The following is a 21,941-nucleotide window of genomic DNA, read 5'->3' on the forward strand; positions in this document are numbered from 1 at the left end:
ACGACCTGATCAAGATCCGGCGAGCGCGCAACCTGGGCCTGAACAAGACCGCCAAGACCGTCGGGCAGGTGACCGCGGCGACGCTGTTCGGTCTGCTGGTGCTCGGGTTCCGCAACGAGGCCGGGCTGACCCCGGGCTCTCAGCAGCTGTCGTATGTGCGTGAGATCGCCACGGTGACACTGCCTGCGGTGGTGTTCGTGCTGTTCGTCATCGTGATCGTCAGCGCCTGGTCCAACGCGGTCAACTTCACCGACGGTCTGGACGGACTGGCCGCCGGGTCCATGGCGATGGTCAGCGCCGCCTACGTGCTGATCACCGTGATGCAGCACCGCAATGCCTGCGCCAGCGCGCCCGGACTGGGCTGCTACAACGTCCGCGATCCGCTGGACCTGGCCTTGATCGCCGCCGCGACCGCGGGCGCCTGCATCGGATTCCTGTGGTGGAACGCCGCACCGGCCAAGATCTTCATGGGCGACACCGGGTCGCTGGCGCTGGGCGGGGTGATCGCCGGCCTGTCGATCACCACCCGCACCGAGATCCTCGCGGTGGTGCTCGGCGGGCTCTTCGTCGCCGAGATCACCTCGGTCGTGGTGCAGATCCTGGCGTTCCGCAGCACCGGGCGCCGGGTGTTCCGGATGGCCCCGTTCCATCACCACTTCGAGTTGGCCGGCTGGGCCGAGACCACCGTGATCATCCGATTCTGGCTGCTGACGGCCATCGCCTGTGGGCTGGGCGTCTCCATGTTCTACGGCGAGTGGTTCACCGCGGTCGGCGGTTGAGGTGCTGACCGAGCTGGAGCCCGGCGCGCGGGTGCTCGTCGCCGGCGCCGGGGTGACCGGCCGGGCGGTGCTGGGCGCGCTGGCGCCGCTGGGACTGGAGGTCACGCTCTGCGACGACGACCCGGCCGCGCTGCGCCGGTACACCGACGTCACCACGGCCAGCCCGGCGCAGGCCGCGGCGCGCATCGCCGACTACACCCTGGTGGTCACCAGCCCCGGGTTTGGCCCGAGTACCCCGGTGCTGGCCGCGGCGGCCGGCGCCGGCGTACCGATCTGGGGCGACGTCGAATTGGCGTGGCGCCTGGACGCGGCCGGCCACTACGGGCCACCGCGGCGCTGGCTGGTGGTCACCGGCACCAACGGCAAGACCACCACGACGTCGATGCTGCACGCCATGCTGTGCGCGGCGGGCCGGCGCGCCCAGTTGTGTGGCAACATCGGCAGTCCCGTGCTGGACGTGCTGGGGGAGCCGGCCGGCGGTTCAGCGAGGCTCGACGGAGGAGAGCCGAAGCTGGGACCGTCGCATGAATCCGAACTGCTGGCCGTCGAACTGTCCAGTTTCCAGTTGCACTGGGCGCCGTCGCTGCGCCCGGAGGCCGGCGTGGTGCTCAACATCGCCGAAGACCATTTGGACTGGCACGGCAGCATGGCCGCCTACACCGCCGACAAGGCCCGCGCGCTCGCCGGCCGGGTCGCGGTGGTCGGCATGGACGACGCCCGCGCGGCTGCGCTGTTGGGTTCGGCCCCTGCCGCGGTCAAGGCGGGCTTCCGGCTCGGTGAGCCGAAAGCCGGCGAGCTCGGGGTCGTCGACGACATGTTGGTCGATCGGGCCTTTGTCTCAGCCGGCGCCGGTGATCTGGTCCTTGCGCCGGTGGCGTCGATACCGGTGCCCGGGCCGGTCGGGACGCTGGATGCGCTGGCCGCGGCCGCATTGGCCCGCAGCGTGGAGGTGCCGGCGACGGCGATCGCCGAGGCGCTGGCCGGGTTCCAGGTCGGCCGGCACCGCGCCGAACTGGTCGTCGTCGCCGACGGCATCAGCTACGTCGACGATTCCAAGGCCACCAACCCGCACGCGGCCGAGGCGTCGGTGCTGGCCTATCCGCGGGTGGTCTGGGTGGCCGGCGGACTGCTCAAGGGCGCCTCGGTCGACGCGACCGTCGCCAGGATCGCCGGCCACCTGGCCGGGGCGGTGCTGATCGGCCGCGATCGCGGCGAGGTTGCCAACGCGTTATCACGACACGCACCGGATGTCCCCGTCGTCCACGTTGTGACAGGCGAGGATATTGATATGGGTGATACTGCCGTGTCTCCAGTTACTCGTGTTGCGCAAGTAGCTGATGGGTCTGATGAGTCGCTGAGTGCCCGGGTAATGACGGCGGTGGTGAGCGCCGCCCGCAGTCTGGCCCGGCCCGGCGACACGGTGCTGCTGGCCCCGGCGGGGGCATCCTTCGACCAGTTCTCCGGCTACGCCGCCCGGGGCGATGCGTTCGCGGCCGCCGCGCGCTCCGCGGCAGGGTCGGTGTGATCGGCCTGCTGGCCCGGCTGCGGCGGCGCGATGCCGCAGCCGACGGCGCGGACGCCACCGCGGAGTCGACTGCCGAAAAGCCGGCCAAGACCGAGCCACGCACCCGCTTCGGCGCCTGGCTGGGCCGGCCCATGACCTCGTTTCACCTGATCGTCGCCATCGCCGCCCTGCTGACCACGCTCGGGTTGATCATGGTGCTGTCCGCATCGGGAGTGGAGTCCTACGGTGTCGACGGTTCGGCGTGGCGAATCTTCGGCAAGCAGGTGCTGTGGACGGTGATCGGGCTGTTCGGCTGTTATGTGGCGCTGCGGATGCCGGTACGGTTCATGCGCCGCACGGCTTTTGCCGGCTACGCCTTCACCATCGTGCTGCTGGTGCTGGTGCTGATCCCCGGTATCGGCACGCTGTCCAACGGTTCGCGGGGCTGGTTCGTCATCTACGGCTTCTCGATGCAGCCCTCGGAGCTGGCCAAGATCGCCTTCGCCATCTGGGGTGCACACCTGTTGGCGGCCCGGCGCATGGAGCGCGCGACGCTGAGCGAGATGCTGGTCCCGCTGGTGCCTGCCGCGGGGGTCGCCCTGGTGCTGATCGTCATCCAACCCGACCTGGGCCAGACGGTCTCGCTGGGCATCATCTTGCTGGCGCTGCTGTGGTACGCCGGCCTGCCGTTGCGGGTCTTCACCACCTCACTGGCCGCCATCGTCGTCGCCGCCGCGATCATGGCGGTGACCGAGGGCTACCGCTCCGACCGGGTGCGGTCCTGGCTGGACCCCGATGCCGACCTGCAAGGCGCCGGCTACCAGGCCCGGCAGGCGAAGTTCGCGCTGGCCAACGGCGGGGTCTTCGGCGACGGACTGGGCCAGGGCACCGCCAAGTGGAACTATCTGCCCAACGCGCACAACGACTTCATCTTCGCCATCATCGGCGAGGAGCTCGGCTTCATCGGCGGGTTCGGGCTGCTGGCACTGTTCGGGTTGTTCGCCTACACCGGCATGCGCATCGCCAGGCGCTCCGCCGACCCGTTCCTGCGGCTGCTGACCGCCACCACCACGATGTGGGTGATCGGCCAGTCGTTCATCAACGTCGGCTACGTGATCGGTCTGCTGCCGGTCACGGGCATCCAGCTGCCGCTGATCTCCGCCGGTGGGACATCCACGGCCACAACGTTGTTCATGATCGGCATCATGGCCAACGCGGCCCGGCACGAACCGGAGGCCGTTGCCGCGCTGCGCGCCGGCGCCGACGACCGGATGAACCGGATCCTGCGGCTGCCGCTGCCGGAGCCCTACACCCCGACCCGGATCGAGGCGCTGCGCGACCGACTGCGCTCCCGGCCGCAACCGGCCGGACCCCGACGTGCCACCGGGCGGCCCCAGCAGAAGTCCAACCGGGCGGCGAGTCGGGGTGCGGTTCGCGCAGGGCAAAATGGAGGCGGCCAACGCCGCCGGGCGGCGTCGGCCGAGCGGCGTCCGACCGGCGGGCGCGCACGCGCATTGGAAGGTCAGCATTAGGGGCGTGAACGACTCGGTCAGCAAGCCGGACCGCGGTGCGCCGATTTCGGTGGTCCTGGCCGGCGGGGGTACCGCCGGCCACGTCGAGCCCGCGATGGCCGTCGCCGACGCGCTGAGCGCCCTGGATACGCGCGTCCGGATCACCGCGCTGGGCACCATCCGCGGCCTGGAGAACAGACTGGTGCCCGCGCGCGGTTACGACCTGGAGCTGATCACCCCGGTGCCGTTACCCCGCAAGATCAACGCCGATCTGGCCCGGCTGCCGCTGCGGGTGCTGCGGGCGGTCCGGGAGACCCGGGCGGTGCTGCGCGCCGTGCAGGCCGACGTGGTGATCGGATTCGGCGGTTATGTGGCGCTGCCGGCGTACCTGGCCGCCCGGGGCCGGGTCCCGGTGGTCATCCACGAAGCCAACGCGCGCGCCGGACTGGCCAACCGGGTCGGGGCCCGAGGCGCACAGCGGGTGCTCTCGGCCGTCGCCGATTGCGGGCTGGCGCGGCCGGAGGTGGTCGGGGTGCCGGTCCGGGCAGCGATCACCACGCTGGACCGGGCGGCGCTGCGCTCGGCGGCCCGCGCCCACTTCGGCTTCCCCGACGACGCCCGGGTGCTGCTGGTGTTCGGCGGCTCCCAGGGCGCCCGATCGATCAATCAGGCCGTGGCCGCAGCAGCCAAACACCTTGCCGCGGCCGGGGTTTCGGTGCTGCATGCGCACGGGCCGAAAAACACCCTGGACCTGCCGGAGCCCGGCCCGGGCGATCCGCCCTATGTCGCGGTGCCCTATCTGGACCGGATGGACCTGGCGTATGCGGCCGCCGACCTGGCGATCTGCCGGTCCGGGGCGATGACGGTCGCCGAGGTCTCGGCGGTCGGGTTGCCGGCGGTGTATGTGCCGCTGCCGATCGGCAACGGAGAGCAGCGGCTCAACGCGCTGCCGGTGGTGGACGCCGGCGGCGGGGTGCTGGTCGACGACGCCGCGCTGACCCCGGAATTCGTGGCCGGCACGGTCGCCGGGCTGCTCGTCGACGAGGCGCGGCTGGCGGCGATGACGAGCGCGGCCGCCCTGGCCGGGCACCCCGAGGCGGCGCGGCGGGTCGCTTCCGTCGCGCTGGAGGTCGCGGTTGCCGGGCGGTCGGGAAGCCCGGCATGAGCGCCGAACAACTGCCGCCGGAGCTGAGCCGGGTGCACATGGTCGGTATCGGGGGAGCGGGCATGTCCGGCATCGCCCGCATCCTGCTGGACCGCGGCGGCCTGGTGTCGGGATCGGATGCCAAGGAGTCCCGCGGTACGCATGCGCTGCGGGCCCGCGGCGCGCAGGTCCGGATCGGCCACGACGCCTCGGCCCTGGATCTGTTGCCGGGCGGTGTCACCACGGTGGTCACCACCCACGCGGCGATCCCCAAGACCAACCCCGAACTCGTCGAGGCCCGCCGCCGCGGCATCCCGGTGGTGCTGCGGCCCGCGGTGCTGGCCAAGCTGATGGCCGGGCGCACCACGCTGATGATCACCGGCACCCACGGCAAGACCACCACCACCTCGATGCTGGTGGTCGCGTTGCAGCACTGCGGGCTGGACCCGTCGTTCGCGGTCGGGGGCGAATTGGGTTCTGCCGGTGCTGAAGCGGGCACCAACGCCCACCACGGCAGCGGACCGCTGTTCGTCGCCGAGGCCGACGAGAGCGACGGCTCGCTGCTGGAGTACACCCCCAACGTCGCGGTGGTGACCAACATCGAAGCCGATCATCTCGACTTCTTCGGCAGTGCCGAGGCCTACACCCAGGTGTTCGACTCGTTCGTGGAGCGCATCACGCCCGGTGGGGCAGTGGTGGTGTGCGTGGACGATCCCGGCGCCGCTGAGCTGGCTGATCGCACTGCGGCCCAAGGCATCCGAGTGCTGCGCTACGGCACCGAGGCCCCCGGACGACCAGAGCTGGCCGGGTCCCTGCTGAGTTGGGAGCAACAGGGCACGGGTGCGGTCGCCGAGATCGCGCTGGCCGGATCGACCCACCGCGCGGCGATGCGGCTGGCCGTGCCCGGGCGGCACATGGCCCTCAACGCGTTGGGGGCGCTGCTGGCCGCGATCGAAGTCGGCGCGCCGCTGGATGCGGTGCTCGACGGCCTGGCCGGGTTCGACGGGGTACGGCGCAGGTTTGAGCTGGTGGGCTCGGCCGGCAACGGCGATTCGGTGCAGGTCTTCGACGACTATGCCCACCATCCCACCGAGATCGCCGCGACCCTGACCGCCGTGCGCGCCCTGCTGTCCGAACGCGGGATGGGCCGTAGCCTGGTGGTGTTCCAGCCGCATTTATACTCGCGGACAAAGGCTTTCGCCGCCGAGTTCGGTCACTCGCTGGACGGCGCCGACGAGGTATTCGTGCTCGACGTCTACGGTGCGCGCGAGCAGCCGTTGCCCGGCGTGAGCGGGGCCAGCGTCGCCGAGCACGTGAGTGTGCCGGTGCATTATCTACCGGATTTCGCCGCGGTGCCCGAAGCGGTTGCCGCGACCGCCGGTCCCGGTGACGTGATCGTCACCATGGGCGCCGGCGATGTGACTCTGCTGGGCCCGGAGATCGTGACCGCGCTGCGGGCGCGGGCCGCCCGGACCTTTCCCGGCCGCCCAGGCGTGCTGTGAGCGAGCCACCTGAAACCCCGGATGTCCCAGCGGATGACCCGGTGGGGGTCGGCGCGGGCGAGAACACCGAAGACATCACCGTCGCCGAAGGCCCCGAAGGCCCCGAAGACCCCGAAGGCACCGAAGAACCCGGCGAGGAAGCCGAGGAGCCGGCCGAAGTCGAGGGTCCGCGGCGGCGGGCGCGGCGGGAACGAGCCGAGCGGCGCGAGGCCCAGGCCCGCGCCGAGGCGATCGAACAGGCCCGCCGGGAAGCCAAGCGGCGGCTGCGCACCGGTTCGGCCGAGCCGGCCAAAGGTGTTCCGCGCGGCACGGTGCGGGGCCTGAAGATGGCGTTGGCCACCTTTCTCACGGTGGTTGTCGTCGTCGGGCTCGGGCTGGTGCTGTACTTCACGCCGGTGATGTCGGTGCGCGACATCGAGGTGACCGGCATCGCGGCGGTGACCCGCGAAGAGGTGCTCGACGTCGCCAAGGTGCAGTTGGGCACTCCGCTGCTGCAGGTCGACACCGGCGGTGTCGCCGAGCGGGTCGCCACGATCCGGCGGGTGGCCAGCGCCCGGGTGCAGCGGCAGTACCCGTCGGCGCTGGGCATCTCGGTGATCGAGCGGGTCGCGGTGGTGTACAAGGACTTTCCGGACGGCCCGCACCTGTTCGACCGGGACGGGGTCGACTTCGCGACGGCGGCGCCAACGGCGATGCTGCCGATCTTCGACGTCGACAACCCCGGGCCGACGGACCCGGCCAGCCGGGCCGCGCTGCAGGTGATGACCGCGCTGGCCCCGGAGGTCGCCGGGCAGGTCAGCCGGGTGGCCGCCCCGTCGGTCGCCTCGATCACCCTGACCTTGACCGACGGCAGGGTGGTGGTCTGGGGCAGCACCGATCGCACTGCGGAGAAGGCCCAGAAACTCGCGGCGTTGCTCACCCAGCCCGGGCACACCTACGACGTGTCGAGTCCGGACCTGCCGACCGTGCGCTGACGCGCGGCGCGGATCGCGACGGGGAACCTCCCGTCTGACAGGAAAATTCGCCCGGCGTGTCTCGGCGCGTCTGCGCTGTTGACGGGCGCGACGGCCCTACTGTGGCGGTTGCACGGAACAACTTGACATAACTCTAAGCCTGTGGTTGAGGTTGAGGGTTTGGCCAGGGTCAGTAACACCACGGCAGCTCCGGGAGTTCCGCAGATAGGCCCAAGAGGAATCCAATCCCACCAGGGAGGAAGACGAACGATGACCCCACCGCACAACTATCTGGCCGTCATCAAAGTCGTGGGTATCGGTGGTGGCGGCGTCAACGCCGTCAACCGGATGATCGAGCAGGGCCTCAAGGGCGTTGAGTTCATCGCGATCAACACCGACGCCCAGGCATTGTTGATGAGCGACGCCGACGTCAAACTCGACGTCGGCCGGGATTCCACCCGCGGCCTCGGTGCCGGCGCCGACCCCGAAGTGGGCCGCCGGGCCGCCGAAGACGCCAAGGACGAGATCGAGGAGCTGCTACGCGGCGCCGACATGGTGTTCGTCACCGCCGGCGAGGGCGGCGGCACCGGCACCGGCGGCGCCCCGGTGGTGGCCAGCATCGCGCGCAAGCTGGGGGCACTGACCGTCGGCGTCGTCACCCGGCCGTTCTCCTTCGAGGGCAAGCGGCGCGGCACCCAGGCCGAGAACGGCATCACCACGCTGCGGGAGAGCTGCGACACCCTGATCGTGATCCCCAACGACCGGTTGCTGCAGATGGGCGACGCCCAGGTCTCGCTGATGGACGCCTTCCGCAGCGCCGACGAGGTGCTGCTCAACGGTGTCCAGGGCATCACCGACCTGATCACCACCCCGGGGCTGATCAACGTCGACTTCGCCGACGTCAAGGGCATCATGAGCGGTGCGGGCACCGCGTTGATGGGTATCGGGTCGGCGCGCGGCGACGGCCGGGCGCTCAAGGCCGCCGAGGTCGCGATCAACTCGCCGCTGCTGGAGGCTTCGATGGAGGGCGCCCAGGGCGTGCTGATGTCGGTCGCCGGCGGCAGCGACCTGGGGTTGTTCGAGATCAACGAGGCGGCCTCGCTGGTGCAGGACGCCGCTCACCCCGAGGCCAACATCATCTTCGGCACCGTGATCGACGACTCGCTCGGCGACGAGGTCCGCGTCACGGTGATCGCGGCCGGCTTCGACTCGGCCGGCTCCGGCCGCAAGCCGGTGACCAGCGCGCCCGGTCAGGCCCGGCACGCGGTGGCCCCCGGGCAGGCCGGCAAGGTCACCTCGTCGCTGTTCGACCCGGTCGACGCGGTGAGCGTGCCCGCCCCCACCAACGGTGCGACGGTCAGCGTCGGCGGCGGCCGCAACGGTGACGACGGCTGCGACGATGACGACGTCGACGTCCCGCCGTTCATGCGCCACTAGCCCGCGGGCCTCGTGAGCTTTCGCGTCCGGCGGGTGACGACCACCCGGGCCGGTGGGGTGTCGAAGGCTCCATTCGACAGCTTCAACCTGGGCGACCACGTCGGCGACGACCCGAATGCGGTGGCGGCCAACCGATCCCGGTTGGCAAAGGCCACCGGCCTGGGTCCCGATCGCCTGGTGTGGATGAACCAGGTGCACGGCGATCACGTGGAGTTCGTCGACGGCCCCCGCGACACCGCCCTGGAGGCGACCGACGCGCTGATCACCAGCGTGCCCCGGCTGGCGATGGTGGTGGTGACCGCCGACTGCGTCCCGGTGCTGATGGCCGATGCGCGCGCGGGGGTGGTCGCCGCGGTGCACGCCGGCCGGGTCGGCGCGCAGCACGGCGTGGTGGCTCGGGCGTTGGAGGGCATGCTCGCGGCCGGTGCGCAGGCCGGCGACATCTCCGTGTTGCTGGGCCCGGCGGTCAGCGGGCCGCACTACGAGGTCCCCGCCGCAATGGCCGACGAGGTCGAGGCGGCCCTGCCGGGCAGTCGCACACGCACCTCGGCCGGCACGCCCGGACTGGACCTGCGCGCTGGAATCGCCCGGCAATTAAAGGAATTGGGCGTCGAAGCGATCGATGTCGACCCGCGCTGCACGGCGGCGGATGCGAACCTGTTCAGCCACCGCCGCGACGGACGCACCGGCCGACTCGCCTCGCTGGTGTGGCTGGAATGAAACGGGTTGCGCCTGTCCGCGTGTCGTTGCCGCGCCAAGGCGTTCCCGGCCGTTACCGTCACCGTTATTAGTCACTTCAGTCACACCTTCATCACAGTCATCAGAGAAGGGTCCAAGGATGAGCACACTCCACAAGGTCAAGGCCTACTTCGGGATGGCTCCAATGGAGGACTACGACGACGACTACTACGACGACGGCGATGACCGCGCCTCGTCGCGCGACTATTCACCCCGGGCGGACGTCTTCGACCGCGTCGCGGGCCGTTCCGAGGGCCGCTACGACGATCGGTTCGACGACCGCGACTACGACGAGGCGCCGGGCGGGTACCGGGGCGGCTACGAGGACGAGCCGCGGTACCGGGGCCGCGATTTCGACCGGCCCCGCGACTTCGAACGCTCGCGTTTCGCCTCGCTGCGCGGTTCGACCCGCGGTGCCCTGGCGATGGACCCGCGCCGGATGGCGATGATGTTCGACGAGAGCAGCCCGCTGTCGAAGATCACCACGTTGCGCCCCAAGGACTACAGCGAGGCCCGCACCATCGGCGAGCGGTTCCGCGACGGCACCCCGGTGATCATGGACCTGGTGTCGATGGACAACGCCGACGCCAAGCGGCTGGTCGACTTCGCGGCGGGCCTCGCCTTCGCCCTGCGCGGCTCGTTCGACAAGGTCGCCACGAAGGTGTTCCTGCTGTCGCCGGCCGACGTCGACGTGTCGCCGGAGGAACGCCGTCGGATCGCCGAAACCGGCTTCTACGCCTATCGGTAGGCTGGGACGGCAGTCGGGCCGGTCAGCGCGATGCTGATGCGGGCACACCCTCGTCAGTAAGGTCGCATTCTGTTGGCGCTGTTCTTCACGATTCTCGGTATCGCGCTGTTCGTTTTCTGGCTGTTGCTGATCGCCCGGATCGTCATCGAGTTCATCCGCTCCTTCAGCCGGGACTGGCACCCGCGCGGCGCCACCGTGGTGATCCTGGAGCTGATCATGAGCATCACCGATCCACCGGTGAAGCTGCTGCGGCGCCTGATCCCGCAATTGACCATCGGCGCAGTGCGCATCGACCTATCGATCATGGTGCTGCTGCTGATCGCGTTCGTCGGGATGGAACTGGCGCTGCAGCACGCCGCTTGAAAGACGCCGCCTGACAGCCCTGGCCGGGCCTCAGACCCGGGTGAGCCGCAGCCGCCAGGCCTCCGGGCCGCGCTCCTCGTAAGCGACCGCGATCCTGCCGCCGCTGCGCTCGGCGAGCTGGTGCAGCAGCGGAATCGGGTCGTGCGGCGCCACCAGCAGCATCGAGCCGCCGACCGGGACCGCATCGAAGGCCCCGAACACCGTCGCATGCCGGATCGCATGCGGAATCTCGCGCACGTCGAGCTCGGGCATCTCCTCGTCCTCTTCGCCGCAGCCGCACCCGCCATGGCCGTGACCGTGGCCGTGGCCGTGGCCGCCGCCGGCCGGGCCGGGCTGGGCCAACTCGGACGGGAGCGCCGGCAGCTGGGCGGCCAGATCGGCCAGTGCGACTCCGCTGGCCTCGGCGAGCGCGGGCAGCAGCAGGTCGGCGACCTTGCCCAGCAGCGCCTCCAGCAGCACGCGCAGCGCCTCGACGTGCGCGGCGATCTGCACCCGGTCGGTGTCGCGGGCGATGCGCGCCGTGGCCTGCTCGATCAGCTGGGTCTCGCCGAGCAGGCCCTCGACCAGTAGCCGCGATCGTTCGACACCGGCCGAAGCCGGGTAAATCAGCTCCACGGCGGCCCGCAGCTGCGGGCGCACCCCTTGCTCGATGAAGGCCTGGACCGCGCGGTGGGCGTCGTCGAAGCCCGGGCCGGCCGTCCCGACCGCGGCGAACACCGCTGCCCCGAGGGCGGCCTGGCGCCCGAGCAGCTCGGCATAGCGCGACCGCACCTCGTCGACCGCCGCCGAATCCGCCGCGCTGGTCGCCACGACCACGTCATTGATTGTCATCCTCGGGTGTCCTTCCGATCGGTCATCGCCTGCGCCGGCCTTGCGGCGACCTGCCGTCAATATTTACGGGTGGGTGTTGTGAATAATACGACCACGGCGCTCGGGCCGGTACCCCGCGGGGCGACTCGTGCTCGCGGCGCGGCTCACCGGCAGGACAGTGATGAGCCCCACCAGCGATATTTGCCGGAACGTGATTTCTGTGGCAGCAATTTGAAATTCACTCTTAATATCATTCTCATTGCCGAGCGCAGCGTCTGATGTGACAGGATGGGCGGCAGTTACAACACGGCTAGCGTATTCCCGGTCGACCTAACCTTGCCCGATCGGTGCTACCTACCTGACCAAGGGGGCAGACGATGCCACTAACACCGGCAGACGTACACAACGTCGCGTTCAGCAAACCGCCGATCGGGAAGCGCGGCTACAACGAGGACGAGGTCGACGCCTTCCTCGACCTGGTGGAGACCGAGCTGACGCGGCTCATCGAGGAGAACGCCGACCTGCGGCAGCGGGTCAGCGAGCTCGACCAGGATCTGGCTGCTGCCCGCGCCGGTGGAGGTGCGCAGGCCACCACCGCGATCCCGGTCTACGAGCCGTCCCCCGAGCCGGCGGCGCCGCCTCCGCCGCAGCCGGCCGCACCGGAGTCGAGCTCCGAAGACCAGGCCCTCAAGGCGGCGCGGGTGCTGAGCCTGGCCCAGGACACCGCCGACCGGCTCACCGGCACCGCCCGGGCCGAGTCCGAGAAGCTGATGGCCGACGCCCGCGCCAACGCCGACCAGATCGTCAGCGAGGCCCGGCAGACCGCGGAGACGACGGTCGCCGACGCCCGCCAGCGGGCCGACGCCATGCTGGCCGACGCGCAGACGCGCTCGGAGACCCAGCTGCGCCAGGCCCAGGAGAAGGCCGATGCACTGCAGGCCGACGCCGAACGCAAGCACTCCGAGATCATGGGCACGATCAACCAGCAGCGCACCGTGCTGGAAGGCCGCCTCGAGCAGCTGCGCACCTTCGAGCGCGAATACCGCACCCGGCTCAAGACCTACCTGGAATCCCAGCTCGAGGAGTTGGGTCAACGCGGCTCGGCGGCACCGGTCGACACCAGTGCGACCAGCGACGGCGGCGGGTTCAACCATTTCAACCGCGGCACCAACTGACCGGCGGAACCGAACCGGCACGGCGGAACCGAGTAGTCTGCTCGTCGGGTGGGAGGTGAGTCGATGCTGATCATCGCACTGGTATTGGCGGCAATAGGACTTGCTGCGTTGGTATTCGCCGTGGTCACCAGTAATGCGCTGGTGGCATGGGTGTGTATCGGGGCGAGCTTGCTGGGCGTGCTGTTACTGATCGTGGACGCGCTGCGGGAACGGCGCCAAAACAGCCCGGCGGCCGCGCCGGAAGAGGTCCCGGACGCGGCCGAAGTCCCCGACGACTCCGAGGCCTTCATCGACGCCGACAACGACATCGACGACGGCACGACCGAGGTGGCGGAAACCGTTGACCCCGACGCCATCGAGGACTACGACGGCGTGGCGGTCGAGGACAACACCGACGAGCCCGTGCCGCATCCGGCCGACTAACTAACCGGCCACGGTGGTCGGCGTGGCCAGCAGGTCGCGGACTTCGTCGTCGGTGACCTGACGAAAGTCGATGTAGCTCTGTCCGACCGCGTCGAACGCGGCGGGCATCGTCGCGCATACGACCTCGTCGGCCTCCTGGGAGATCTTGCGGCACGCCGAGAGTGGGCCGACCGGTACTGCGACGACGGTCCTGGCCGGTTCGGCCGCCTGGACCGCTCGGACCGCTGCGAGCACACTCGCGCCGGTCGCGATCCCGTCGTCGACCAGGATCACCACCCGGCCGTGCAGATCGGCGGCCGGCCGATTACCGCGGTAGGCGCGTTCCCGCCGCTGCAACTCGGCCGACTCGCGGTCGACCACCGTCTGCAGCGCCTCGCTGCTGATACCGAGGTCGGCGACCACGTGATCGTTCAGCACCACCAGCCCGCCGCTGGCCAACGCGCCCATCGCCAGTTCCGGCCACCGCGGCACACCGAGTTTGCGGACCAGGAACACATCCAGCGGCGCCTGCAAGGCGGCGGCGACCTCCCATCCGACCGGCACGCCGCCGCGGGGCAGACCCAGTACCAGCAGATTATCGGCGCGGCGGAAATCGACCAGCTGTTCGGCCAGAAACCGGCCGGCGTCGTGGCGGTCGCGGAACGTGCGAGCCGCCGTATGGGTCCAGGCGCCTGGTTGAGTCATCTCCCCATCGAGCCTACGACGCCCGGCGGCCCAGGCTCCGGCGCGGAGCGTAGCCCGCGCCGAGATTGCGTACACGCAGGAAAAAGTTAAGTTTTCCCTGCATGATTGCAGTCTCGCGGGCTGGTCTAGGAAAACCGCAACCCAAACACCCGTCACCGCTGACGCGACTCAATCGCGATTGTGTCCGAGGGGGGACTTGAACCCCCACGCCCATTAATAGGGCACTAGCACCTCAAGCTAGCGCGTCTGCCATTCCGCCACTCGGACCAACCCGGTTCGGGCCGGGCAGCTAAGGCTAACGGATGCCGCTGCCCGGACCCAACCCAGCCCACACGGCGTCAGATCAAGGCCGATGTGGCGAAGTGGTAGGAAAGGTAACTGTGACGGTTTGCCCTGATCCTGCCGACGAAGTAGTGGATCTCGTCAGTGCGCTCATCCGCTTTGACACCACCAACACCGGTGAGCCGGACACCACCAAGGGCGAAGCCGAGTGCGCCCGGTGGGTGGCCGCGCAGCTCCAGGAGGCCGGTTACCAGACCGAGTACGTCGAGTCCGGCGCGCCGGGCCGGGGCAACGTCTTCACCCGCCTGGCGGGCAGCGACCCGAGCCGCGGCGCGCTGCTGATCCACGGCCACCTCGACGTGGTGCCCGCCGAGGCCAGCGAGTGGAGTGTGCACCCGTTCTCCGGTGCGATCACCGACGGCTACGTGTGGGGCCGCGGCGCGGTCGACATGAAAGACATGGTCGGGATGATGATCGCGGTGGCCAGGAAGTTGGCCCGCGCCGGCATCACCCCGCCGCGGGATCTGGTCTTCGCCTTCCTCGCCGATGAGGAGGCCGGCGGCAAATACGGCGCGCACTGGCTGGTCGAGAACCGGCCGGACCTGTTCGCCGGCGTCACCGAAGCGATCGGTGAGGTCGGCGGTTTCTCGCTGACCGTGCCGCGCCGCGACGGCGGGGAGCGCCGGCTGTATCTGATCGAGACCGCCGAGAAGGGGCTGTGCTGGATGCGGCTGCGGGCCCACGGACGCGCCGGGCACGGCTCGATGGTCAACGACGACAACGCCGTCACCGCCGTGGCCGAGGCGGTGGCGCGGCTGGGACGACACCGGTTCCCGCTGGTGCTCACCGAGGCCGTCGAGCAGTTCTTGGCCGCGGTCAGCGAGGAGACCGGCCACGCCATCGACGTCGACTCGCCGGACCTGGAAGGGATGATCGAGAAGCTCGGGCCGATCGCCCGCATCGTCAACGCCACCCTGCGTGACACCGCCACCCCGACCATGCTGCAGGCCGGCTACAAGGCCAACGTCATCCCCGCGACGGCGGAGGCGGTGCTGGACTGTCGGGTGCTGCCCGGGCGCCAGGCGGCGTTCGAAGCCGAGGTCGACGAACTGATCGGTCCGGCCGTGACCCGGGAATGGGTCACCAACCTGCCGCCGGTCGAGACCACCTTCGACGGCGACCTGGTGGAGGCGATGAACGCCGCGCTGCTGTTCTGCGACCCCGACGCCCGGACCGTGCCCTACATGCTCTCCGGTGGAACGGACGCAAAAGCGTTCGCCCAATTGGGTATTCGGTGCTTCGGATTCGCTCCGCTACGCCTGCCGCCGGATCTCGACTTCTCCGCGCTGTTCCACGGAGTCGACGAACGCGTTCCGGTCGACGCCCTGACGTTCGGTACCCGGGTACTCGAACACTTCCTGACACACTGTTGATCAAAACGAGAGGACCACGCCATGAGTGCCGCCCCCGACCCCTACGCCGCGCTGCCCAAGCTGCCGACGTTCACGCTGACCTCGTCGTCGGTCACCGACGGCCAACCGCTGGCCACCGCGCAGGTCAGCGGAATCATGGGCGCCGGCGGACAGGACGCCAGCCCGCAGCTGAGCTGGTCGGGCTTCCCGGAGGAGACCCGCAGCTTCGCGGTCACCGTCTATGACCCCGATGCGCCGACCGCATCCGGGTTCTGGCACTGGGCGGTGGCCAACCTGCCGGCCACCTGCACCGAGCTGCCGGAGGGCGTCGGCGACGGCAGCCTGCTGCCCGGTGATGCGCTGACCCTGGTCAACGACGCCGGGATGCGCCGCTACGTGGGCGCCGCGCCGCCGGCCGGCCACGGCCCGCACCGGTACTACATCGCGGTGCATGCGGTGAAGGTGGAGAAGCTGGAGCTGGCCGAGGACGCCAGCCCCGCCTATCTGGGGTTCAACCTGTTCATGCAGGCGATCGCCCGTGCGGTGATCGTCGGCACCTACGAACAGAAGTAGCGAATCCCGCCGAGCAGACGTGAAAGCCCCCATTTCGGCCTCGATTTGGGGGCTTTCGCGTCTGCTCGCGGTTACTTGGCCGAGCTCCCCACGGCCTCGGAGAGTGACGCGAACCCGCCGTCACGTAACCGCTGGGCCAGGCCGTCGTGGATGTTGCGGGCCCACAGGCCGCCGCCGTAGATGAACCCGGTGTAGCCCTGCAGCAGCGAGGCGCCGGCGGTGATCCGCTCCCAGGCGTCGTCGGCGGTCTCGATCCCGCCAACGCTGATCAGGGTCAACCGGTCACCGACGCGGGCGTACAGCCGACGCAGCACCTCGAGCGCTCGCCGGGCCACCGGTGGGCCGGAGATGCCGCCCGGCCCGAGTTCGGCCACCCCCGGGGTGGCCAAGCCGTCGCGGGACACCGTGGTGTTGGTGGCCACGATGCCGGCCAGCCCCAGCTCCACGCAGAGGTCGGCGACGGCGTCGAGGTCGTCGTCGGCCAAATCCGGTGCGATCTTCACCAGTACCGGCCGGGTGGTCTCGGCGCGCACCGCGGCCAGGATGGGCCGCAGCGCTTCGACCGCCTGCAGATCCCGCAGCCCCGGGGTGTTCGGCGAGCTGACGTTGACCACCAGATAGGCGGCCAGCGGCGCGAGCAGCCGGGCGCTGGCGCGGTAGTCAGCGACCGCGCCCTCCGCCGGGGTGATCTTGGTCTTGCCGATGTTGACCCCGATCGGCACGTCGGCGTGCTGCCGGGCCAGCCGGGCGGCCAGCGCGCCGGCCCCGTGGTTGTTGAACCCCATCCGGTTGAGCAGGGCGCGGTCCTCGGGCAGCCGGAACAGCCGCGGCGCAGGATTGCCGGGCTGCGGCGCCGCCGTCACGGTGCCCACCTCGGCATAACCGAAACCCAATGCGCCCCAAGCCTTCAGCCCGACACCGTCCTTGTCGAACCCGGCCGCCAGCCCGAGCGGACCGGGGAAGTGCACCCCGAACACCGTGCTGGCCAGCACCGGGTCATGGGGCGCCAGCCGGCGCCGCAGCACCCGACGGGCCGGCGACGGCGCCGTGGCGCCGCGCAACGCGGCGAACGTGATGGTGTGAATGCGTTCCGGGGGCACCAGGAAAAGCGCGCGGCGCAGTACGCCGTACCAACCCATCCGCTTACAACCCTGGCTGGTCGACGCAGCGGTTGCCGTTGACCGCGTTCAACTGGGACTTTTTGCGGCGCAACAACACCCGCCTGCTTCCATCGGTGTACAACCGCACCCGGGTCAACTCCCAACCTCGATACTCGGCCTCGATCGACAACCGGGTCGAGGCACCTATGCGGGTGATCTCCGGCGGCAGCCGCAGCGGAATCCATTCGTATTCATCGGACAGCTCGCCGTCCCAACCCGGCGGCAGCCGATGCGAGCGCAGCGCGGTCAAGGTTGCCGTGCCGCATGCTCGATAACCTGCACCCCGGCTCCGGCACCCGACACCACATACAAGGTGTCCGACGTGTCGTCGAAGGCCAGGGTGTCGGGCTGCTGCACGGTCGGGTACCGAACCTTCTCCACGGGGATTCCGGTGGTCAGATCGTAACCGACCACGGTGTTCGTCGCGGTCTGCGACACCCACGCGAACCCCCCGGAGCCCGCCACCCCGTAGGGGGCCTGCGGCACCGGGTAGGCCTGCCGCAGGATCAGCGGGTCGGCGCCGTAGACCAGCAGCTGGCCGCCGCGGGTGTCCGCCACCAGTACCGGTCCGTCTGCCGCGGCCGCCAGCGTCGTCGCGCCCTGGCCGGCGCGCAGCGCGTACTGCGGCTTGCCGTCGGCGCCGATGGTGGTCACCGACGTCTGACCGCGGTCCAGCACGACGGCGGTGTCGCCTTGGGTCACAAGCTCGTCGACTCGGGCGAAGATCTTGGCCCGCTCGGCGGTGCGGGTGCCGCCGGAGGCCAGGGTGTGGACCGCGCCGTCGGCGGTGCCCAACACCAGGGTGCCGTCGCTGCGCCGCGCGATCGCGGTGAAGTCGGCCTCGGCGGCATCGTCGACGGCGACCCGTTCGATGCGTCGGGTGGTCAGGTCGACAGTGAAGTAGCCGCCCCGGCCGGACAGATAGGCGACACCGGCGCCGTCACCGGTCACCGCGGTGGCCGGGCCCGGCAGCGCCAGGGCGGGCTGGCCGGGTGCGCCGATCAGATTGACGGTGGCGGGCGCCTGCGGGTCGGCTCCGGGGCACAGCACCACCAGCAGCCCGGTGGCGACGTCGAACACCGCGCCGGTGGCCGGGGCGCTCAGCGGCCGCACCGTACCGGCCGGGCGCCCCGACACCGCGGGGGAGACAGCAGGTTGTGCCGGCGGGATGGTCGGCGGCGGCGCGGTGACGGGATTGGACGAGCATGCGCTGAGCACCAGCAGCAGCGAGAACAGCAGGCCCGGCAAGGGCCGGCGGGGGGAGTGCTTCAGCACGGGCAGCTCTTCTGGCTCGTCGCGGTCGGGGGGCGAACCCGATTCTAAGGAAGGCGCTGACAGCCGATCAGCATGTCCCGGCAACAATAAGTTCGCTTACGTGTAATCTCGCGGCCATGACTGTGGCCGAAGACTGGCAACTGGCATGTTCAGAATTCTTCATCGAGGAGATCTGGACCGGCGCGTTCGCGAGCGGGTTCGGTGAGGTCGGCGACGGCCGCAGCTTCTCCTTCCGCGTCGAGCAGCAATCACTGGTGGTCGACATCTACCGGCCGCAGCTGCAGTGCCCGGTCCCGCACGACGAGGACGTGGTGGCCACCGCGAGCCGGAAGATGTTCGACATCGACCTCGCCGACGAGCGCAGCCTGACCGCCGCGGTCCGTGACGTGGTAGCCGACCTGACCCGCTGAGCCCCGGCCGGTACGGTCTTTGACGTGTCTGAGGTCGTGTCGGTACTCGAGCCGGCGATGTCATGGCCCCAGGTCGTCGTCCTGGCGGTAGTCCAGGGACTCACCGAATTTCTGCCGGTCTCGTCCTCGGGACACCTGGCGTTGGTGTCGCGGCTGTTCTTCGCCGGCGACGCCGGAGCCTCGTTCACCGCGGTGACCCAGCTCGGTACCGAAGTGGCCGTGCTGGTCTATTTCGCCAAGGACATCGCGCGCATCGCCACGGCCTGGCTGTCCGGGGTCGCCTCGGGGATGACCAAGACCCCGCTGGCCGCCGACCGCCGAACCGATTACCGGATGGGCTGGTACGTCATCATCGGCACCATCCCGATCTGCGTGCTGGGGCTGGTGTTCACCGACCAGATCCGCTCCGGGGTCCGCAACCTGTGGGTGGTGGCCACCGCACTGGTGGTGTTCTCGGCGGTGATCGCCGCCGCCGAGTACTTCGGGCGGCAGACTCGCCACGCCGCACAGCTGACCTGGCGCGACGCCGTCCTGGTGGGTTCCGCGCAAACCCTGGCACTGGTGCCCGGGGTGTCGCGGTCCGGCGCGACAATCAGCGCCGGGCTGTTCGCCGGCCTGGACCGGGAACTGGCCGCCCGCTTCGGGTTCCTGCTGGCCATTCCGGCGGTGTTCGCCTCCGGGTTGTTCTCACTTCCCGACGCGTTTCACCCGGCCGGTGCCGGGATGAGCGCCAGCGGGCCGCAACTGTTGGTGGCCACCCTGATCGCCTTCGCGGTGGGCTGGGCGGCGGTGGCTTGGTTCCTGCGATTCCTGGTCGCCCACAGCATGTACTGGTTCGTCGGGTATCGGGTCCTGGCCGGAACGACGATCCTGGTTCTGTTGGCCACCGGCGTGCTGGCGGCCCAGCCATGACCGCCATCCTGCTGCGGCACGGCCGCTCGACCGCCAACACCGCCGGCGTGTTGGCCGGGCGTTCCGAAGGCGTCGACCTCGACGAGAAGGGTCGCGAGCAGGCCGCACAGCTCGTCGACCGGCTCGCCGGGCTGCCGATCAAGGCGCTGGTGCGCTCACCGCTGCTGCGCTGCCGCAGCACCCTGGAACCGCTGGCCGCCGCGCTCGAGCTGGAACCGGTGATCGACGACCGGCTCGCCGAGGTCGACTACGGGGCCTGGACCGGGCGCAAGATGAGCGAGCTGACCGGCGAGCCGTTGTGGCGGGTGGTGCAGGCCCAGCCCAGCGCGGCGGTGTTCCCCGACGGCGAGGGCTTGGCGCAGGTTCAAACCCGGGCGGTCGCCGCGGTCCGCGACCATGATCGGCAGCTGGCCGAGCAGCACGGCGGCGATGTGCTGTGGCTGGCCTGTACGCATGGTGACGTCATCAAGGCCGTCGTCGCCGACGCACTCGGCGTCCACTTGGACGGGTTCCAGCGCATCGTCGCCGACCCGGCCTCGGCGAGCGTTATCCGCTACACGCCGTTGCGCCCGTTCGTCATCCATCTCAACCACACCGGGCCCTCGCTGGCCGCCGCCGTCAAGGATTCGCCGCCCGCCGACGGCTCGTCGAGCGACGCCGTCGTCGGCGGGTCCACCACCTAGTCCACGCAGATCCCGGTGTGGTTGCCGACTGCCGGTATTTTGGAGATGCCATGTCCCGAGCAATCCACGTCTTCCGCACTCCCGACCGCTTCGTGGCCGGGACCGTCGGCCAACCCGGGAATCGCACGTTCTACCTGCAGGCGGTGCACGACGAGCGGGTGGTCTCGGTGGTGCTGGAAAAGCAGCAGGTCGCGGTGCTCGCCGAGCGGATCGGTGCGCTGTTGCTGGAGGTCAACCGTCGTTTCGGTACGCCCGTACCGCCCGAGCCCACCGAGATCGAGGACCTGAACCCGCTGGTGACGCCGGTGGACGCCGAATTCCGGGTCGGCACCATGGGGCTGGGTTGGGACTCCGAGGCGCAGACCGTGGTGGTGGAGCTGCTCGCGGTCAGCGATACCGAATTCGATGCCTCGGTGGTGCTCGACGACACCGAGGAGGGCCCGGATGCGGTGCGGGTGTTCCTGACGCCGGAGTCGGCGCGGCAATTCGCCACCCGCTCCAACCGGGTCATTTCGGCGGGCCGCCCGCCCTGCCCGCTGTGCGACGAACCGCTGGATCCGGCCGGTCACATCTGCGTCCGCACCAACGGCTATCGGCGGGGCGCTTTCGGGCCCGACGATGAGCCCGATGACGCCGAGCTCTGACGGTCGGGAGGCGTTGCGCTCCGGGGAGTTGGAGATCCTGGGCCGCATCCGCTCGGCGAGCAATGCCACCTTCCTGTGCGAGGCGACGCTGGGGGAGCACCGCGTCCACTGCGTGTACAAGCCGATCGCCGGCGAGCAGCCGCTGTGGGATTTCCCCGACGGCACCCTGGCCGGTCGCGAGCTCGCCGCACACCTGATCTCGGTGGAGCTGGGTTGGAACCTGGTGCCCTACACCATTATTCGGGATGGCCCGGCCGGGCCGGGAATGGCGCAGCTGTGGGTGGACCAACCCGATCCGGAGCCCACGCCGGGCCTGGTCGACCTGATCCCGGTCGGCAAGATCCCGGCCGGCTACCTGTCGGTACTGCGGGCCTACGACTACGCCGGCGACCCGGTCGTGCTGGTGCACGCCGACGACACCAGGCTGCGCCGCATCGCGGTCTTCGACGTGGTGATCAACAACGCCGACCGCAAGGGCGGGCACATCTTGTGCGGCACCGACGGCGTCGTCTACGGCGTGGACCACGGGGTGGGCCTGCACACCCACGACAAGTTGCGCACCGTGCTGTGGGGCTGGGCCGGCAAACCGGTCGACGACGAGACGCTGCAGGCGGTCTCCGCGCTGGCCGAGGCGTTGGACGGCCCGCTGGCGGCGTCCCTGGAGCCGCATCTGACCTTCGCCGAGATCGCTGCGCTGCGCGGCCGGGTGGCAGACCTGCTGGAGCACCCGGTAATGCCCGGCCCGAACAGTGATCGGCCCATACCGTGGCCGGCGTTCTGATCGGCTCGGCAGCGGCCGCCCCGGCGTGGTCGGGGATA

At 70.2% G+C, this 21,941-nt stretch carries 24 protein-coding genes and 1 tRNA gene; 19 read left to right on the forward strand and 6 right to left on the reverse strand.

Annotated features, from left to right (window positions below):
• From mraY to A5648_RS05550, 10 genes are all read left to right on the forward strand, one after another.
• Positions 1–779 (forward strand): phospho-N-acetylmuramoyl-pentapeptide-transferase (gene mraY, locus A5648_RS05505; RefSeq protein ID WP_065023577.1); only part of this gene is annotated, 779 nt, incomplete at its 5' end.
• A gap of 1 nt (position 780) precedes the next feature.
• Positions 781–2,304, forward strand: a complete 1,524-nt coding sequence (murD, locus tag A5648_RS05510; protein ID WP_065023578.1) for a UDP-N-acetylmuramoyl-L-alanine--D-glutamate ligase — start codon at positions 781–783, stop codon at positions 2,302–2,304.
• A 5-nt stretch (positions 2,305–2,309) separates the two neighbouring features.
• Complete coding sequence (gene ftsW, locus A5648_RS05515; RefSeq protein ID WP_082966332.1) at positions 2,310–3,815, forward strand: putative lipid II flippase FtsW; 1,506 nt, start codon at positions 2,310–2,312, stop codon at positions 3,813–3,815.
• 94 nt (positions 3,816–3,909) lie between these two features.
• Complete coding sequence (gene murG / locus A5648_RS05520) at positions 3,910–4,959, forward strand: undecaprenyldiphospho-muramoylpentapeptide beta-N-acetylglucosaminyltransferase (protein ID WP_428844309.1); 1,050 nt, start codon at positions 3,910–3,912, stop codon at positions 4,957–4,959.
• The gene (gene murC, locus A5648_RS05525) at positions 4,956–6,440 is read left to right on the forward strand and encodes a UDP-N-acetylmuramate--L-alanine ligase (RefSeq protein ID WP_065023581.1); all 1,485 of its coding nucleotides are present in this window, start codon (positions 4,956–4,958) and stop codon (positions 6,438–6,440) included. The genes murG and murC overlap by 4 nt, the downstream gene beginning before the upstream one ends.
• Entirely contained in the window at positions 6,437–7,414 is a 978-nt protein-coding gene (locus A5648_RS05530; protein ID WP_082966328.1) for a cell division protein FtsQ/DivIB, read from the forward strand. The genes murC and A5648_RS05530 overlap by 4 nt, the downstream gene beginning before the upstream one ends.
• A gap of 249 nt (positions 7,415–7,663) precedes the next feature.
• Complete coding sequence (gene ftsZ, locus A5648_RS05535; protein WP_065023582.1) at positions 7,664–8,830, forward strand: cell division protein FtsZ; 1,167 nt, start codon at positions 7,664–7,666, stop codon at positions 8,828–8,830.
• Positions 8,831–8,842: 12 nt separating this feature from the next.
• Entirely contained in the window at positions 8,843–9,550 is a 708-nt protein-coding gene (gene pgeF, locus A5648_RS05540; protein WP_065023583.1) for a peptidoglycan editing factor PgeF, read from the forward strand.
• Positions 9,551–9,668: 118 nt separating this feature from the next.
• Positions 9,669–10,316, forward strand: a complete 648-nt coding sequence (locus A5648_RS05545; RefSeq protein ID WP_064855949.1) for a cell division protein SepF — start codon at positions 9,669–9,671, stop codon at positions 10,314–10,316.
• 72 nt (positions 10,317–10,388) lie between these two features.
• Positions 10,389–10,679, forward strand: coding sequence for a YggT family protein (locus A5648_RS05550; protein ID WP_019735026.1), 291 nt, complete (start codon positions 10,389–10,391; stop codon positions 10,677–10,679).
• Positions 10,680–10,709: 30 nt separating this feature from the next.
• On the opposite strand, the gene A5648_RS05555 is transcribed toward A5648_RS05550, so the two are convergent.
• Positions 10,710–11,510, reverse strand: a complete 801-nt coding sequence (locus A5648_RS05555; protein WP_065023584.1) for a DUF2249 domain-containing protein — start codon at positions 11,508–11,510, stop codon at positions 10,710–10,712.
• Between the two features lie 356 nt (positions 11,511–11,866).
• Between A5648_RS05555 and wag31 the strand changes: the two genes are divergently transcribed.
• A complete protein-coding gene (gene wag31 / locus A5648_RS05560; RefSeq protein WP_065023585.1) occupies positions 11,867–12,664 on the forward strand; it encodes a DivIVA-like cell division protein Wag31 in 798 nt (265 codons plus the stop codon).
• A gap of 63 nt (positions 12,665–12,727) precedes the next feature.
• Complete coding sequence (locus tag A5648_RS05565) at positions 12,728–13,087, forward strand: hypothetical protein (protein ID WP_065023627.1); 360 nt, start codon at positions 12,728–12,730, stop codon at positions 13,085–13,087.
• Here A5648_RS05565 and A5648_RS05570 read toward each other — a convergent pair whose 3' ends face one another.
• Both A5648_RS05570 and A5648_RS05575 read right to left on the reverse strand, forming a co-directional pair.
• Positions 13,088–13,771, reverse strand: coding sequence for a phosphoribosyltransferase (locus tag A5648_RS05570; RefSeq protein WP_065023586.1), 684 nt, complete (start codon positions 13,769–13,771; stop codon positions 13,088–13,090).
• Positions 13,772–13,952: 181 nt separating this feature from the next.
• Positions 13,953–14,038, reverse strand: a tRNA-Leu gene (locus A5648_RS05575).
• A 95-nt stretch (positions 14,039–14,133) separates the two neighbouring features.
• Here A5648_RS05575 and A5648_RS05580 point away from each other — a divergent pair.
• Together A5648_RS05580 and A5648_RS05585 are read left to right on the forward strand one after the other, a co-directional pair.
• Positions 14,134–15,486: a M20/M25/M40 family metallo-hydrolase gene (locus tag A5648_RS05580; protein WP_207511604.1), complete on the forward strand. Its 1,353-nt coding sequence runs from the start codon at positions 14,134–14,136 to the stop codon at positions 15,484–15,486.
• 21 nt (positions 15,487–15,507) lie between these two features.
• Entirely contained in the window at positions 15,508–16,038 is a 531-nt protein-coding gene (locus A5648_RS05585; RefSeq protein ID WP_065023588.1) for a YbhB/YbcL family Raf kinase inhibitor-like protein, read from the forward strand.
• A gap of 71 nt (positions 16,039–16,109) precedes the next feature.
• Here A5648_RS05585 and A5648_RS05590 read toward each other — a convergent pair whose 3' ends face one another.
• The 3 genes from A5648_RS05590 to A5648_RS05600 are packed head-to-tail and all read right to left on the reverse strand — an operon-like array spanning position 16,110 to position 18,470.
• Positions 16,110–17,177, reverse strand: coding sequence for a quinone-dependent dihydroorotate dehydrogenase (locus A5648_RS05590; protein ID WP_065023589.1), 1,068 nt, complete (start codon positions 17,175–17,177; stop codon positions 16,110–16,112).
• 4 nt (positions 17,178–17,181) lie between these two features.
• A complete protein-coding gene (locus A5648_RS05595) occupies positions 17,182–17,448 on the reverse strand; it encodes a DUF5703 family protein (RefSeq protein ID WP_064855942.1) in 267 nt (88 codons plus the stop codon).
• Positions 17,445–18,470, reverse strand: a complete 1,026-nt coding sequence (locus tag A5648_RS05600) for a YncE family protein (protein ID WP_428844310.1) — start codon at positions 18,468–18,470, stop codon at positions 17,445–17,447. The genes A5648_RS05595 and A5648_RS05600 overlap by 4 nt, the downstream gene beginning before the upstream one ends.
• Before the next feature lie 119 nt (positions 18,471–18,589).
• Between A5648_RS05600 and A5648_RS05605 the strand changes: the two genes are divergently transcribed.
• Genes A5648_RS05605 through A5648_RS05625 form a run of 5 tightly spaced genes read left to right on the forward strand, consistent with a single transcriptional unit; the run spans position 18,590 to position 21,903 of the window.
• Positions 18,590–18,883 (forward strand): hypothetical protein, encoded by a 294-nt coding sequence (locus tag A5648_RS05605; RefSeq protein WP_064855941.1) that lies wholly within the window; start codon positions 18,590–18,592, stop codon positions 18,881–18,883.
• Between the two features lie 57 nt (positions 18,884–18,940).
• Positions 18,941–19,795, forward strand: a complete 855-nt coding sequence (locus A5648_RS05610; protein WP_065023629.1) for an undecaprenyl-diphosphate phosphatase — start codon at positions 18,941–18,943, stop codon at positions 19,793–19,795.
• Positions 19,792–20,478, forward strand: a complete 687-nt coding sequence (locus A5648_RS05615) for a histidine phosphatase family protein (protein ID WP_065023590.1) — start codon at positions 19,792–19,794, stop codon at positions 20,476–20,478. Before A5648_RS05610 ends, A5648_RS05615 begins: the two co-directional genes overlap by 4 nt.
• Positions 20,479–20,528: 50 nt before the next feature.
• Complete coding sequence (locus tag A5648_RS05620) at positions 20,529–21,122, forward strand: DUF3090 domain-containing protein (RefSeq protein ID WP_065023591.1); 594 nt, start codon at positions 20,529–20,531, stop codon at positions 21,120–21,122.
• On the forward strand, positions 21,106–21,903 hold the full coding sequence (locus A5648_RS05625; protein ID WP_065023592.1) for an SCO1664 family protein: 798 nt from the start codon (positions 21,106–21,108) through the stop codon (positions 21,901–21,903). Before A5648_RS05620 ends, A5648_RS05625 begins: the two co-directional genes overlap by 17 nt.
• The last annotated feature ends 38 nt before the right edge of the window (positions 21,904–21,941 follow it).

Origin of the sequence: Mycolicibacter sinensis, assembly GCF_001673565.1 — a bacterium.
GTDB lineage: Bacteria > Actinomycetota > Actinomycetes > Mycobacteriales > Mycobacteriaceae > Mycobacterium > Mycobacterium sinense_C.

Coding starts and splice junctions, on each gene's coding strand:
- murG (WP_428844309.1), top strand. CDS start 3,910: ATGGCCGTCGCCGACGCGCTGAGCGCCCTGGATACGCGCGTCCGGATC.
- murC (WP_065023581.1), top strand. CDS start 4,956: ATGAGCGCCGAACAACTGCCGCCGGAGCTGAGCCGGGTGCACATGGTC.
- ftsZ (WP_065023582.1), top strand. CDS start 7,664: ATGACCCCACCGCACAACTATCTGGCCGTCATCAAAGTCGTGGGTATC.
- A5648_RS05545 (WP_064855949.1), top strand. CDS start 9,669: ATGAGCACACTCCACAAGGTCAAGGCCTACTTCGGGATGGCTCCAATG.
- A5648_RS05555 (WP_065023584.1), bottom strand. CDS start 11,510: ATGACAATCAATGACGTGGTCGTGGCGACCAGCGCGGCGGATTCGGCG.
- wag31 (WP_065023585.1), top strand. CDS start 11,867: ATGCCACTAACACCGGCAGACGTACACAACGTCGCGTTCAGCAAACCG.
- A5648_RS05565 (WP_065023627.1), top strand. CDS start 12,728: ATGCTGATCATCGCACTGGTATTGGCGGCAATAGGACTTGCTGCGTTG.
- A5648_RS05570 (WP_065023586.1), bottom strand. CDS start 13,771: ATGACTCAACCAGGCGCCTGGACCCATACGGCGGCTCGCACGTTCCGC.
- A5648_RS05585 (WP_065023588.1), top strand. CDS start 15,508: ATGAGTGCCGCCCCCGACCCCTACGCCGCGCTGCCCAAGCTGCCGACG.
- A5648_RS05590 (WP_065023589.1), bottom strand. CDS start 17,177: ATGGGTTGGTACGGCGTACTGCGCCGCGCGCTTTTCCTGGTGCCCCCG.
- A5648_RS05605 (WP_064855941.1), top strand. CDS start 18,590: ATGACTGTGGCCGAAGACTGGCAACTGGCATGTTCAGAATTCTTCATC.
- A5648_RS05610 (WP_065023629.1), top strand. CDS start 18,941: ATGTCATGGCCCCAGGTCGTCGTCCTGGCGGTAGTCCAGGGACTCACC.
- A5648_RS05615 (WP_065023590.1), top strand. CDS start 19,792: ATGACCGCCATCCTGCTGCGGCACGGCCGCTCGACCGCCAACACCGCC.
- A5648_RS05620 (WP_065023591.1), top strand. CDS start 20,529: ATGTCCCGAGCAATCCACGTCTTCCGCACTCCCGACCGCTTCGTGGCC.
- A5648_RS05625 (WP_065023592.1), top strand. CDS start 21,106: ATGACGCCGAGCTCTGACGGTCGGGAGGCGTTGCGCTCCGGGGAGTTG.